The organism is Pseudomonas sp. S06B 330 (genome assembly GCF_002845275.2).
Lineage (GTDB): Bacteria > Pseudomonadota > Gammaproteobacteria > Pseudomonadales > Pseudomonadaceae > Aquipseudomonas.
Genome location: NZ_CP088149.1, coordinates 1056470 through 1071174 on the forward strand (window position 1 = coordinate 1056470; position 14705 = coordinate 1071174).

A 14705-nucleotide genomic window follows, 5' to 3' on the forward strand; every position below is an offset into this window, starting at 1 on the left:
TCACTGGCCGGCGTGCGCGGTACGTTGCGCATTGCCGGCGAAGTTGTTGCGTTTACACAGCGTGGCCTCGACCTTCTGGGTACCGCTTTCTGGGCCCTGAACTTCTACGGCAAGCAGGGTCTGGCTGGCCCAGTCTTCATCCTCGCGCAGCTGGAAGGCGAAGCGGCCATCGGTGTCGGAGGTCTCGGGCTTTTCGATCTTGACGTCTTCGTGACGGCCGTTGAGGTACCAGAGGGTAGCCTGCAGGACCTTGACCGAGGTGTCCTCGAACTTGATGTCCAGCTGGTGACGGCCATTGGTCAGGTCCTTGATCACGCCACCCTTGCCGTTGACCATCAGCTCGTTCTTGCCCGGTTTGAGCGTGGCACTGGCGTGCATCTGCGCAGGCCGGCCCTCACAGCCGTTGTCGAGCAACGCGAGCATCTGCCGCCAGATGGTTTCCTGGTCCAGGCGATACAGCGGCGAGAATTCCCAGATGAGGATTTTCGGTGGGTTGTTCTTGAAGTCATCGCTGCCCAGGTACTGGATCATCGAGCCCTCAAGACCGCCGCCGGGGAAGGCGACGTTGAGTACATCGGCACCGATGTACTGCTCCAGGAAACCGGAGAAGTTGTAGTTCTTGCCGCTGTGACTGGTGCCGACCAGGGTGATCTGCGGGTTGCCGGAGTCGCCGAAGAGGTCGTCACTGCCGCTCTCGCCCTTGGGCTCGGTGGTGAACTGGTCCATGTACTGCACGGCGTAGCTGGTGCCGCACAATTGCCCGGCAACGTTGTGCAGGGTGCCGGTCTTGCCCATGCGTCCGGACTTGTGGCTTTCGAATTCGCGCCGTGGAATGCCCTCGAACGCGGGCATCTTGTGCACGGTGTCAGCCACAATTTTGGCCGCACGCTCGGCGCCGTAAGGCGTCCAGTGCTGGTCACCGCGGAAGTAGAAATCCTTGCCCTGTTCAGCAGCGGCCAGTTGCTCGTTGGTCAGTGGCGACAGGTCGGGCACGTTGTAGCCCATTTTGCTGAAGCGGGCGAGCATGGCCTGGTAGTTGCCCAAGGCCTTTTCGTAGTTGAACGCCGCTTTTTCGGCAGGCTTGAGCATGTTGCGGTTCACCAGGCCGCGAGTCGGCTGGTAGACCACTACCAGCTCGACGCCACGGGCCTTGAAAGCGTCGTGCAACTGCTGCAAGCGTTTGTAGCCGGCCGGGGTGGTGTTGAACTCGGTACGCAGGTCTTCGCGAGTACGGAACAGCCAGTCACCCTGGGCTTGCACCAGGGTGGTGAAGTTCTGCTGGTAGCGGGTGGTGTAGCGGCTGGCGTCATGCGCTTCGGGGCACAACTGGCAGCACGGCGCAGCGGTGAAGGTCGGCGCCTGGACGGTGTCGGCCTGCGCGGCGTTGCTGATCGCCAGCACGGCAGCACTCAGACCAAGCAATTTCATCAGATGTGGAGTCATGTCGTGGCTTCCTTAATCCGCCATTTCGGTCTGGCGCTCGACCGGGTCGATCAATACGGCTTTCTGCTGGCGCACCATCAGGTCGAGGATCTCGTCCTGACGCTCACCCAGCACCCCGGAAAAGCTGATACCGCTGGCCTTGCTCGGTGCCAGCATCGACACCCGGTACAGTTCCACACTCAACGGCGAGTCGATCGACAGCGGGCCGCTGCCGTTGGCCGCCAGTTCACCGCCGACGACGATCAGCGAGACCTTGGTGTCGAACGGGTCGAGGGCGATGTCGCGGTCAGTGTCGGAAAGGTCCTTGATGTGCCCGTACACACCCACCAGGCCATTGGCCATGGCGACGTTTTCGTACAGACGAATGTTCACGCTGTTACGCACGCGAATGCCGTGGCGGCGGTTGCTGATCAGCTTGTTGCCCCAGATCAGGTTGTCGCCGCTTTCGTACAGGGTGATGCCGTCGGTGTGGTTGCGGTAAATCTCGTTGTAGGCGATCAGGTTGTTGACGCTGTTACGGTCGATCACCACGCCCGAGAGTTTGTTGTCGTAGCTCTTGTTGTTGATGATCCAGCTGTCGTTGACCTCACGGGACACGATGATCCCGTGTTTTTTCTTGGTGCCGTGCACGGTGTTGCCGGCGATGATCAGCCGATGCGAACGGTCGTGGGGGTCGATACCGTAGACGATGTTGTCGCGGTAGGTGCTGTCCTTGACCACAAAGTCACTGGTTTCGTAGCAGTAGAAGCCGTACCACATGTCGCTGAATTCCGAGCCGATGATCCAGCCGGTAGGTTCCGGACGGTTCATCTGCTTGGCCATGTTCGGCGTGTACTGGGAAATACTCACCCCGTACGACTTACTCTTGGCATAGCCAAAACTGGCCATCTTGCTGTTGACGATGTACGTCTCGGTGCCGCCCCAGGACAGCAGGAACGGGCGGAATTCGTTGGGCGAGCGGAAGGTCGCCGGGCCGTTGTCCTTTTCGCGCCAGCCGGTCACCTGGGTATCGCTGACGAACAGTTTGCCGTCGTTGACGATGAACGCGCCGCCTTCCTGGGACAGGCGCAGCTCCTTGACCTTGCCATCAATCTCCAGCACGCCTTTTTGCCCGACCACGATCGGCAGCCGCGCCAGGTACACACCTGGCGAGGTTTCACTGAGGTACTGCTTAGGCACGCGTTTGCTCAGCTCAGTGAAGTTCACATGGCCGTCGTCGATGAAGATCGCCTGGGGGATGCCGTGCTGACGCGCCACCCATTCAGCCATCTTGTTGTCGCCGCCGATGAACTCCTTGAGTGCATCTTCCTGCAGCATGCGCCGCACTGAAACCTTGCCCTTGTGCGCACGCTGAATCTTTTTCTGCACGGCGTCATAGGTGTAGCCGGACAGGTCAGGCAGGGTCGGCGCCGGAATTTGCAGCGGCTCGATCGGCGCGCTGCTGACCGTGTAGGTCTTGGCCTGTTGCAGTTCCTTGGCCACGGGCAGCGGTGCCTGGCTGTTGGCCAGGGCGATACTGCTGGCCAGCAGCAGCGAGCCGGCCAGCAAGCCGTGCAGGGTGTTTGATTGAAGGCTCATATCAGTGCACTCCAGGCATCAGAAGCGCCAGATCACGTCGACGAAGGCGCGGTGCATGTACGAGTCCGCTTCCTTGCCATAGGCATCACCCGGCTTGAACACGCCGCCACGGAAACGCACCAGGGCCGAAGGCTCGTCGATCGACTGGCTCAAGGCGGCTGGCAACAGACCCTGTTTGAAGTACTTGGTGACCACCAGGTCCATCTCCTGACCGAGGTCTTTCTCGCCCTGGATCAGCGGACGGTTGATGCCGTTGTCATCGACCACGGCATTGATGCCGCTGCTGCCGATGTTCTGGTCACCGTCAACGCGCCAGAACTTGTGATAGATCAGGCTGGCGTCGTAGTCGTCGCGCAGTTGCCAGGAGGTGAACAGGGTGGCCGCCTGCAGGTTGCCGAGTTCGCCACGGAAAGCTTCACCGAAGCGGTGGACCCGCGAGCGGGTGCCGGTGAAGTTGGAGCGGTTGCTCTCAAGGCCAGTCTGCTCGTAGTTGCTCGAACCGTCGCTGCCACCGCCGCCACTGCCGCGGGCATAGGCGGCACCGACCTGCCAGTTTGGATCAAGGCGAAAGCGAACACCCAGATCGGTGGCCCAGGCATTGACGTCACCACTTTGCTTGCCGCTGGCCACTTGTTCGCCGTTGACCGTGGTGGTGTTGAGGCTGTCGCGATCACCGGTCAGCCAGGTCACGCTACCCCAGTAATTGACCGGGTTCTGGTTGCGCCAGTTGTAGGCGTCGCTGTTGGCCTCAAGGCCCAGCCAGGTCAGATCGCCGGTGCGGGTCTTGTCCAGCTCATCGACGGTCTCGCCTGGATTTTTCAGGTTGCCACCGTCATGGGTGTGGTGAGCGCGCACGCCGACCCAATGCCCCGGCGTCCACTGGGTGGCAATATCGCCGTAGACATGCAGGCGATCCTTGTCTTGCGGGGCCAGCTCGGTGAGGTCAGTGCGGTATTCGCTGAAACGCTCGGCAACGCCGACGTTGGCGCGTAGCAGGGTGGTGTCGAACGTCCAGTTCAGCGCTTCGATGTTGGTGTCGCGCCACATGCCATCTTCGTTGCGCAGGCGCTGGCGACCGAAGCGCAATTCCTCGCCCGGGTAGGCGGTGAAGCCGCTGTAGCCGACCCAGAATTCACGCATCGCCAGGTAACTTTTGTCCGCTTCGCGGCCATCGGCGCGGCCACTGTCGGATTCAGCGCCATCACCGGACTGGCGCAGAGTGTCTGTTTCGATGATGTCGGTGGCCGTCACCGCCTGGCCCATGGCAAAGGCACTCCAGTTACCACGCTCGCCGTACACCCAAGGGCGCAGGTCCAGACCTACACCGTTGACGTCGCCACCAGAGCGGGTGCCCAGATCTCGGTCATCCTCGGACTGGCCGGTGATTTTTACATCCAGGCCAAAGTTCTTTTCAGCGGTCATGGCCGCCAGGGTCGGGCACGACCACAGCAGGGCGAAGCCAAGGCCAAGGCCGGCTTTCATCCACGGATTGAGCGTCATAGGGAATCCTCGCCTTCTTCAGGTGCTTGCACAGCTTGCAGGGCCAGGGCGCCTGCGCCTTGGCCGATGGCGCCACGGGCCTGGCGCTCTTGTTGCAACAGGCGTTCGGCCTGGGCTTTTTGGGGTGGGGTGAGTTGCTGGTCGAGCTCGGCGGCCAGCGCCTGGGATTGTTCGCTGGGGTTGGCCTGCGCCAGTTGGCTGAAGACCCAGGCGTTGACCAGGTCCTGGCGAATGCCATGGCCTTCGCTGAACAATTGCGCCAGGGCGTAGTCGGCACTCAGCTGGCCGCCGCGGGCGGCAGTGAGCAGATGATCGACCGCTTTCTGCGGGTCGACCTTGCCCAGGTAGCCACGGCGGTACAGTTGACCGAGGTAGTAATGCGCGCTGATTTCACCCGCGTCGGCGGCGCTTTGCAGGTGGCGTTCGGCTTTTTTTGCATCGGCCGGAACGGTCTTGCCTTCGTAGTACAGGCGACCGAGCAGCAGTTCGGCACGGGGTTGCTCAGCCGCACGGCCCTTGTCGATGTACTCCATCAGCTTGTCGGTGTCGCCAAGCTCGGGGAAGTCGTAAATCAACTGCGCCAGGCTGACCCAGGAGGCCGGGTTGACGGGCGCCACTTGCTCAAGCAGTGCCTGGGCGGTTTTTTCGTCGGTCTGACCCAGGCTACGGTCGGCCAGCACACGGGCGACGCTGTCGACGCGGGTGGCTGGAATCATGCCGCGCTGGTAGGCGCCTTTGACTTGCTCGATCAACGCGGCTTGCTGCTCGGTCTGGCCGCGTTTCTGGTAAACGGTTGCCAGTTCGACGTAGCAAACGTCGGTGGTGGTCAGTGCGGCCTTGCAGATGCGCTCGACTTCGTCCAGGTGCTGATCGTAGGTGTTCTGGGTGCGGTACAGCAGGACCTGGGCCAAGCCTGCTTCCGGGTAGCCGGCGGCGCGCCACTGATCGATCTGCTGTTGTGCATGGGTGTTGGGGAAGCTCTGCGGGTATTGCAGGTAGAGCATCGCCAACGGGATCAGGGTGTTGCCCTCGCCATTGGCGAAGGCTTTTTTCAGCAGGGTTTCGGCTTCCTGACGTTCGGCTTCAGTGGCGTCGGGTTTGGCAGCCAGCAGGCGACCAAGACGGGCCTGGGCGCGTGGCGAAATGTCGGCGGCGGCGCGGTAGGTGGCTTCGGCTTCCTTGAGCTTGGCCGGATCGCGGGTTTCCACCTGGATATCGGCCAGGCCCACTTGCGCCTCGCTGTAACCCAGGTCTGCCAACTGCCGGTAGTTCTGTTCGGCCAGGGCGGTGTCGCCACGCTTGAGCGCTTCGTTGGCCAGGCGCTGGTCGGGCAGGCCGGCGCAACCGGCCAGGCTGACCGCGAGGGCCAGGCTGCACAACATCATCCGCGCGCTGGAACCGTTGGCGCTGCTGTGCAGCCCATCGCCGGCAAGGCCGGCGCCCACAGAAAGGGTGGTGTTCTTGGCGTTCACCGGCATGTCTCCCTTAAAGGCCACGGGCTACGGCTTTGTCGATCAGCCAGTCCAGCGACGGGCCACGATTGCTGTCGACCGCTACCGGGCGACCGGCCAGTTCGCTGGGCAGAGCGCCCTGTGGCTTGATCTGCACGCGGATATCCGACGACAGGTCTTCGCTGTTGAGGCTGGTGCTGCTGACGATCTCGCCCGTGCGCCATTGGTCTTCACCGGCAATCTGGAAGTCGACCCGGTTACCCGGTTTGACGTCGTCGAACTGGCGATAGCTGAAGCGTGCTTCGACGATGGGATTGGTGGTGCGCGGAATCAGTTGGAAGATCACCTGGCCTTTGCTTGCGTACTGGCCGTCATCCACCAACTGGCGGGCGACCACGCAATCGCAAGGGCTGGTCAGGGTGCCGCTCATTTGCTTGCCGAACAGTTCTTCGACTTTGCTCGGCTCCAGTTGTTGGTCATCCAGGTGGCCTTTGAGCATGTCCAGCATGCTGGTGCTGAACGACGCCAACGGCGCCCCCTTGACGATGCTGCCGCCACTCTCGACCAGGCTTTGCACGGTGCCATCGCGAGGCATGGTGACGTTGGTGGTCGGCACGCTGACCACACCGGCCTGGGCATGGCTGACGAAGTACACGCCGTACACCGACTTGGCGATGAAACCGAAGGCAGCGACGCCGACCACGAACACACCGAGGCTGAAGGTCACCGCACGCAGGCGGCCGAACGCACTCATGCCGCCGCTGCTGTCTTTCTGCTTGCGCGCCTTGGTGAAGTTGTCGCGCTGCAGGGTGCTGAGCACGTCACCCATGGTGATCAGCTCGCCGGACAGGTGCGAGGTGATGATGTGGCGCAGGGTGGCAATATCGCGGGGTTCAAGGTTCTGGAACTGCACGCCGGTACGCCCACTGGAGGTATCGAACGAGCGCACCTGGAACTCGATGTCCATGGCCAGGCCAAGTTTGTCGACGGTGAACTGCAAGCGGCCGCGCAACACCTCGCCGACTTTCAGCGGGTGCTTGGCATGGAAGCTCAGGCCCCCGGCAGACAGGTCGTCGACCTTCACTTCCAGGGTTTCGCGGTTGCTCCCCAGGTAGCGCAGCTTGGCCGGGATGCGCACCCGGGCGTGCTGGCGCTGGGCTTCGGACTCATGCACGACATTGACGTTCACGGCGGTATTCATGGCGATTTGTTCCTGTTTAATCCAATCGGGTTCCGGCTCACACGACCATGAACAGCACAGCAATGAAGATGCTGGCCGCCGAGAAGGTCATGGTCCGGGAGGACCAGGTGTTGAACCATTGTTGAAAGCTGGCGAGGTCGCGTTTGAGGGCAGTGGGCTGGCGCGTCCAGGACTGCTTGTCGAGGCGGAAGAACACGTAGATCTTCATGATCGCGCCGACGATCTGGTTGTAATAAAGAATCAGCGGGTAGGCCGGGCCGATCTTGTGGCCGGAGCACAGCAACATGAGGGTCAGGATCAGGCGGGTGATGCCGATCCACAGCAGGTAGACCAAGAGGAACCCAGGGCCGAACTTGAGGCTGGCAATCACCGCGACAGTCAGGCCCAGCAGGCTGGTCCACATCGACACCCGCTGGTCGAACAGCACCACGCTGGTGAACAGGCCCAAGCGACGGATACCCAGGCCCAGGGCCCGTGAGTTCTGCCGCAGGTTGTTGCCATACCAGCGGTACATCAGCTTGCGGCTGGCTTTGATGAAGCTTTTTTCCGGTGGGTGCTCGACCGTGTTGATCGCTGCGTCCGGCACGTAGAAAGTGTCGTAGCCCAGGCGCATGAGGCTGAACCAGCTGGACTTGTCGTCACCGGTAAGGAACTTGAAGCGACCCAGGCGCCAGTGCTGCAGCGAGTCGTTTTCAACGTCCTTGATGAACTCGGGGTTGGTCACCACGGCAGCGCGAAATACCGACATACGTCCGGTCATGGTCAACACGCGTTTGGACAGGGCCATCGAGCACATGTTGATGTGGCGTTGGGCGAAGCGCAGTTTGTGCCACTCGCTCATGATGTAACCGCCGCGCACTTCGCAGAACTCGTTGGTGGTCAGGCCACCGACATTGCCGAACAGCTTGAACCAGGGCACGGTCTTGCGTACCACGCCTTCACCGAGCACGGTGTCGCCGTCGATCACCGCCACGACGGCGTTCTCGTCTGGCAGGTGGCGGGAGATGGCACGGAAGCCATAGGCCAGGCCGTCACGCTTGCCGGTACCGGCGATACGCACGAAGTCCAGGGTGACGCGGTCGGGCGGATTGAATTTTTCCCAGAGGCTTTTCACCAGCAACTCATCGGACATTTCCACCAGTGAACACACCACCGTGGTCGGGTAGCCACAGTCGATCGCTTCACGGATTACCGAGCTGTAGACCTGGGCGGTGGTCAAGGCGTCGATGCGAAAGCTGGTGACCATCAGGTAAACGTGGGACGGATCAGCGGCGCTGCCCAGCTTGCGCACCTTGCGCCGCAGCAGTGGGTAGACCACGTAGAGAAACAGCATGCCGCGCACAAAGTGCGTGGCACCCATGGAATAGCGCCAGATACCGACGGCGCCGACGAGGAAAATGAAATCCTTCGAGTCGGGGTCGAAAATGGAGTTGGGCAAGGCCAGGGCGATCAACATGAGCAGGCTCACGTAGAACAACCAACCGGCGACCTGTAGCAGGCCGTGCTTGAGCCTTTGCATGTTCTGCATCCGTATCCAGGGGGGAGAATAGGGTGTTGCGCAGGGCCCTAAGGCCCTGCGCCGCCTGCCGGGTTACCAGCAGATGCCTTCGGTGCGGGTGGCCGGGGAGGTGGCCTTGCTCATGAAACCGACCAGGTCGATGACCTGCTTGCCTTCAGGGGCTTGTTGGGCGAGGGCGCGGAACTTCTCGTCGCGGTTGCCCAGCACAATCACGTCGGCATGTTTGATGACTTGGTCGAAGTCGGAATTGAGCAGCGACGAGACATGCGGGATCTTCGACTCGATGTAGTCCTTGTTCGCACCGTGCACACGGGCGTACTCGACGTTGCTGTCGTAGATGTTCAGGTCATAACCCTTGCCGATCAGGCGCTCGGCCAGTTCCACCAGCGGGCTTTCACGCAGGTCATCGGTGCCGGCCTTGAAGCTCAGGCCGAGCAGGGCGACCTTGCGCTTGTCGTGGCTTTCGATGATGTCGAAGGCGTTTTGTACCTGCGATTCGTTGCTGGTCATCAGCGAGTTGAGCAGCGGAGCTTTGACGTCCAGGCTACTGGCGCGGTAGGTCAGGGCGCGTACGTCCTTGGGCAGGCACGAGCCGCCGAAGGCGAAACCTGGGCGCATGTAGTACTGCGACAGGTTCAGGGCCTTGTCCTGGCAAACCACGTCCATCACTTCACGGCCATCGACGCCGACCGCTTTGGCGATGTTGCCGATCTCGTTGGCGAAGGTCACCTTGGCCGCGTGCCAGACGTTGCAGGTGTACTTGATCATCTCGGCCACTTCGATGTCCTTGCGGATGATCGGTGCGTCGAGTTCCTCATAGAGCGATTGCAGAACGTCGCCGCTGGCCTTGTCCAGTTCGCCGATAACGGTCATCGGTGGCTGGTCGTAGTCGTTGATCGCGGTGCTTTCACGCAGGAACTCCGGGTTCACCGCCACGCCGAAATCGACACCGGCTTTTTTCCCCGAGCAGTCTTCGAGGATTGGGATGACCACGTTCTTGACCGTGCCTGGCAGGACGGTGCTGCGCACCACGATGGTATGGCGGCTGGCTTTTTCGCGCAGTACAAACCCGATCTCGCGGCACACCGACTCGATGTACTCAAGGCCCAGGTCGCCATTCTTTTTGCTTGGGGTGCCGACGCAGATCATCGACAGGTCGCTGTCGCGGATCGCTGCGGCAAAATCGGTGGTGCCACGCAGGCGACCGGTATCGATGCCCTGTTGCAAGAGTGCTTCAAGCCCGGGTTCGACAATTGGCGATTTGCCCTGGTTGATCAGGTCGATCTTGGTCTTGGAAACATCCACGCCAATCACTTCATGACCCCGTGCGGACAGGCAGCCTGCACAGACTGCACCTACATAACCCAAACCAAAGATGCTGATACGCATCGCTATCACCTCATGTGTTTATCATGCCGGCTCAACTAGCAGAGCCAGACCGGGTTGATTAACCAGCAGTTTCCGGGCGAGCGGAGTTGTGGCAAAAAGATGTCACTTCACCGTTCGCAGGCATATAAATAGGGAGTACAAAATAGTCTGCACTCTAAGTTGGCAGCCAATGGCCAATAATTGTGGACGTGCCCTTAAATGCAGCCGTCTTTATTGCAGTTCTGATTTTAGATACTGCAGTGCTTGCTTTTTCAAGTGGATAAAATCCTTTGAAATCAACCACTAGGACGATTTTATTGGGCGCGGATCTCCTGGGTGTAACTGAAGTTAAATTGTCGACATTCATGTCGGCGTTATTGAAGTGCACAGTTTCTGTGCGCCTCCAATAGTGCTGTAGGTCATCTCTCACACGACGCTCGAGAATCGTTACGGGTGGTATGAGCGATGGGCGAGGGGATAAGTTCCGAAGGCGGTTCAGTGGCCGTGAAAGATTTTTAACTATTTTTCAAAGTGCCAGTACTTTCACTTTGATAGCACGGGGCAGTTTCGTCCCTGTATATAAAGGACGAACGCGAGGGGAGATATTTTTGTGCCAGTATCGAAAATTATTTTTCGAAATTCGTCAAAAAACTACGAACGGTCTTATGGCGTTTTGCGATAAAAAATAAGAGGCGGTTAATTGGCGCCGGAAATATGGCGAACTTGACGGCTGGCAAGGCCAGCTCCCACGGGATCAGGTGTATGTATTTTCTGTGGGAGTCGGCCTTGCCGGCGATGGGCTGCAGGGCAGCCCGAGGGGGAGTTACGCGTCTGGATGATCGCGCAGGAACACCAGGTTATCCGGCTTCGACTGCTCGGCACTGTAGTAGTAGCCCTGTACATCGAACTGCTTGAGCTGCTCGGGATCGTTGATGCGTTCCTGGATCACGAAGCGGCTCATCATGCCGCGGGCTTTCTTGGCGTAAAAACTGATGATCTTGTACTGGCCATTCTTGAAGTCGCGAAATTCGGTGTTGATGATCCGCGCCTTGAGGGCGTTGCGTTTGACCGCACTGAAGTATTCGTTGCTGGCCAGGTTCAGCAGCAGGTCGTCACCTTGCTCGGCCAAGGCCTGGTTCAGCCATTCGCTGATGCGCGTGCCCCAGAAGGCATACAGGTCCTTACCACGGGCATTGGCCAGCTTGGTGCCCATTTCCAGACGGTAGGGTTGCATCAGGTCCAGCGGACGTAGCAGGCCGTACAGACCCGAGAGCATGCGCAGGTGGTCCTGGGCGTAGCTGAAGTCGTCTTCACTGAGGCTTTCGGCGTCGAGACCCGTGTATACGTCACCCTTGAAGGCCAGCAACGCCTGCTTGGCGTTATCGGGGCTGAAGGCCGGGGTCCAGCTGCCGAAGCGCGCGGTGTTGAGGCCGGCGAGCTTGTCGGAGAGGTGCATCAGCTCGCTGATTTGCGCAGGCGACAGCTCGCGCAGTTGCACGATCAGTTCCTGGGAATCATCCAGGTACTGCGGCTGGGTGTAGCGCTGGGTTACCGGCGGGGTGTCGTAGTCGAGGGTCTTGGCGGGGGAAATCACCGTCAGCATGGGTCAGGCTCCTTGAATCGTGGGACCGATTCTACGGGCCGAGGGCGCTGATCTCCAGCTATGACGTCGATAGCCACAGACCATCCCGACGCTTGACGTTATAGTGCGCGGCGAGGAAATCGGAGAGTTTGACCGTGCGCATTGCTTTTCTACTACTGAGCGGACTATTGAGCGTTGCCGTGCAAGCAGCGCCTGTGCCAGTGGCGACCTTCGAGCGCAGCTACTGGCCTGAACAGATCGACAGCCCGGCATTGTTCGATGTGGCCTCACGGGCCGAAATTCTCGCCTTCGCTCAAGCCCTGGAGGCCAGCGAAGCGCTCGATGAGTCGGCACTGGCAGCGCGCCTGGGGCTTAAACAGATCAACCTGGCCTCGATCAATCAAGTGCGTTTGCGCCTGTGGCAACAGTTGTGGCGCAACTATGATCTGGCCCAGCAGAGCTGCGAGCAGGATGCTTCATTCTGTTATGCCATTGACGGTCAGGCCGAACTGCGTCGGCAGGCGGCGAAGTTCGAAGTGGCCAGCGACTCTTTCTACGCCAGTTGGGCTGAACCCAGTGGCGAGTTTCACCAGCGTTACCTGAACGAGCTGCTGCGCAAAGCTGCGTTGTTTCCGCAGACCGCCAGCGAGATCGAGCGTTATTCGGACAGCGAACGCAATGGCGATGAACTCAACGACCGGCTGTTCATGCTGACCTTCGACTCAGGCCCAGGCCCGGTCGGCGGCACCGATAGCCTGACCGACTATCTGCGTCGACAGAAGCTCGGCGCGACCTTCTTCGTGCTCGGCAACAGCCTGCAAATGCGCCGCGACAAGACCTCGCTGGCAGACCTGCGCGCCCTCTACAAAGGCCAGTGCGTGGGGATTCAAGGTTGGCAGTATCGCTCCCATGGGCAATGGCAGGACTGGCAGCAATCGGTGCTGCGCAGTCAGGCGCGGGTGCAGGCGGACCTGCCCGATCAGTATGTGCCGCTGTTCAGGCCACCCTATGGCCAGCGCCGTGCCGACAGCGGAGGGTTCTTTGCCAGCCAAGGGCTGCACGTGCTGCTGTGGAACATTGATGCCCAGGACCAGGGCGCGCTGAGCGCCGAACAGTCGGCGCAACGGGTGTTGACCCTGATGCTGCTGTGGCGCCGTGGCGTGATTCAGTTTCATGACGTGCAGCCCAAGGCACAGGACGCTGTGGCCTGGCTGCTGAAACAGACGGCGCAGAGCGGGATTGGCTGGGAAGATTGCCGGCATTACGCGGGCAACATCTGAAATCAGGCTGAAAACGGCCTGCTCAGCAAGAAAATCTTAAGCGCATTTCATGGGGCTGGATTTATGACTGTAGCGGTGCTTTGACCACAGGCCAAGGTCTAAATGCCATGGCGAAAAATAAACTTCAAAAATACGTAAAAATGCTTTTTCCCGTCATGGGTTTTGCGGTATCAAGAAGACAGACCGCCGAACCCTGCATCACAGGTGGCGTCATTGGGCATCACGCTCTGTGGGCAGCTTCCCTACCGTAACGACGCGGAGCAGGGGAGAACCGGCGGCCACTTCACGGCGCAGCACCGTTTAGGTATTGCGTCGTATGGCTCCCACAAAGGTGACCGAGTATGGATGATCAAGGACGCACCACTTCCTCCAACCAGCCAATCCTTTATGTGCTCGATACCAATGTACTGATCCACGATCCAAACGCCTTGCTTAACTTCGAGGAGCACCACGTCGCCATCCCGATGACGGTGCTGGAGGAGCTCGACAAGCTCAAGACCGGAAAACAAACCATCGCTGCTGAATGTCGCCAGGCCATCCGCCTGATCGACCAGACCCTGGGCGATGCGTCGCCTGCCGATGTCGAGCTGGGCGTACCGATCCAGCGCGGCAAGAGCGGGCCCAAGGGCTTTCTGTCGATTCTGATGAGCCCGCGCAACGAGCCGAACCGCTTACTGCCGGAAAACCTCAACGACAACATCATCATCAACCAGTTGCTGGAACTGCGCAGTCGGCGCAAGGAACTGGACGTGGTGCTGGTGACCAAAGACATCAACATGCGCCTCAAGGCCCGCGCCTGTGGGATCGCGGCCGAGGACTACAGTACTGACCAACTGGTTGACGACGTATCGCTGCTGTCCAAGGGCTATCATAGCGTTACCGGTTCGTTCTGGGACCGGGTCAGCAAAGTCGAAACCCGTCAGGACCATGGTCGCACCTGGCATCGGGTGCAGATGATCGACAACCTGCCTGCGGTGCACATCAACGAGTTCATCATTGATGAGCAGGGCTTCGTCGGCTGGATCAAGGGCATCAAGGAAGACGAGCTGCTGCTACTCGACCTGCACCAGGAGCCGCTGTTGCACCAGGAAGCCTGGGGCCTGAAACCGCGCGACATTCATCAGAGCCTGGCGTTGTTTGCACTGCTCGATCCGGACATTCACCTGGTCAACCTGACCGGTGCTGCCGGCTCCGGTAAAACTATCCTGGCCTTGGCTGCGGCCATTGAGCAGACCATGGTCAGCAAGCGCTACCGGCGCATCATTGCCACCCGCAGCGTGCAGGGGCTGGATCAGGAGATCGGCTTCCTGCCGGGTACCGAAGCAGAAAAAATGGAGCCCTGGCTGGGGGCCATCACCGACAACCTCGAAGCGTTGCACATGGATGATGAAAACACCCATGGCAGTGTCGATTACATCCTTGAACGGGTGCCGCTGCAGTTCAAGTCGCTGAACTACATTCGCGGTCGCAGCTTCCAGCAGAGCCTGATCCTGATCGACGAATGCCAGAACCTCACCCCGCACCAGATGAAAACCATCATCACCCGTGCCGGTACCGGTTCGAAAGTGATCTGCCTGGGTAACCTGGCGCAGATCGATACCCCTTACCTGTCCGCCACCAGCTCCGGCCTGACCTACCTGACCGAGCGTTTCAAGGATTTCCCCAACGGAGTGCACATCACCCTGCAGGGTGTGCCACGGTCGATTCTGGCCGAATACGCCGAATCGCACCTGTAACCCTCAATCACCGGGCGGCCATGCCGCCCGGCTTTTTTTCGCTGCGA

The 14705-nt window shown here is 60.2% G+C and carries 10 protein-coding genes; 2 read left to right on the top strand and 8 right to left on the bottom strand.

Annotated features, from left to right (window positions below; all coding sequences use genetic code 11):
- The 8 genes from CX511_RS05005 to yaaA all read right to left on the bottom strand — a co-directional run bounded on the left by CX511_RS05005 (nucleotide 1) and on the right by yaaA (nucleotide 11663).
- Nucleotides 1–1443, bottom strand: a complete 1443-nt coding sequence (locus CX511_RS05005) for an alginate O-acetyltransferase (RefSeq protein ID WP_101293225.1) — start codon at nucleotides 1441–1443, stop codon at nucleotides 1–3.
- Nucleotides 1444–1455: 12 nt separating this feature from the next.
- The gene (algG, locus tag CX511_RS05010; protein ID WP_045183640.1) at nucleotides 1456–3021 is read right to left on the bottom strand and encodes a mannuronan 5-epimerase AlgG; all 1566 of its coding nucleotides are present in this window, start codon (nucleotides 3019–3021) and stop codon (nucleotides 1456–1458) included.
- 18 nt (nucleotides 3022–3039) lie between these two features.
- Nucleotides 3040–4521, bottom strand: a complete 1482-nt coding sequence (locus CX511_RS05015; protein ID WP_045183638.1) for an alginate export family protein — start codon at nucleotides 4519–4521, stop codon at nucleotides 3040–3042.
- Entirely contained in the window at nucleotides 4518–5906 is a 1389-nt protein-coding gene (gene algK / locus CX511_RS05020) for an alginate biosynthesis TPR repeat lipoprotein AlgK (RefSeq protein ID WP_231353420.1), read from the bottom strand. The genes CX511_RS05015 and algK overlap by 4 nt, the downstream gene beginning before the upstream one ends.
- A 100-nt stretch (nucleotides 5907–6006) precedes the next feature.
- On the bottom strand, nucleotides 6007–7173 hold the full coding sequence (locus CX511_RS05025) for an alginate biosynthesis protein Alg44 (RefSeq protein ID WP_045183637.1): 1167 nt from the start codon (nucleotides 7171–7173) through the stop codon (nucleotides 6007–6009).
- Nucleotides 7174–7210: 37 nt separating this feature from the next.
- Complete coding sequence (gene alg8 / locus CX511_RS05030; RefSeq protein ID WP_177327769.1) at nucleotides 7211–8701, bottom strand: mannuronan synthase; 1491 nt, start codon at nucleotides 8699–8701, stop codon at nucleotides 7211–7213.
- A gap of 63 nt (nucleotides 8702–8764) precedes the next feature.
- Nucleotides 8765–10081, bottom strand: coding sequence for a GDP-mannose 6-dehydrogenase (gene algD / locus CX511_RS05035; RefSeq protein WP_045183635.1), 1317 nt, complete (start codon nucleotides 10079–10081; stop codon nucleotides 8765–8767).
- An 802-nt stretch (nucleotides 10082–10883) separates the two neighbouring features.
- Nucleotides 10884–11663, bottom strand: coding sequence for a peroxide stress protein YaaA (yaaA, locus tag CX511_RS05040; RefSeq protein ID WP_101293227.1), 780 nt, complete (start codon nucleotides 11661–11663; stop codon nucleotides 10884–10886).
- 134 nt (nucleotides 11664–11797) lie between these two features.
- Here yaaA and CX511_RS05045 point away from each other — a divergent pair, with 134 nt between their 5' ends.
- Together CX511_RS05045 and CX511_RS05050 are read left to right on the top strand one after the other, a co-directional pair.
- Nucleotides 11798–12922 (top strand): polysaccharide deacetylase family protein, encoded by a 1125-nt coding sequence (locus CX511_RS05045; RefSeq protein ID WP_101293243.1) that lies wholly within the window; start codon nucleotides 11798–11800, stop codon nucleotides 12920–12922.
- 341 nt (nucleotides 12923–13263) lie between these two features.
- Nucleotides 13264–14658, top strand: a complete 1395-nt coding sequence (locus tag CX511_RS05050) for a PhoH family protein (RefSeq protein WP_045183630.1) — start codon at nucleotides 13264–13266, stop codon at nucleotides 14656–14658.
- The last annotated feature ends 47 nt before the right edge of the window (nucleotides 14659–14705 follow it).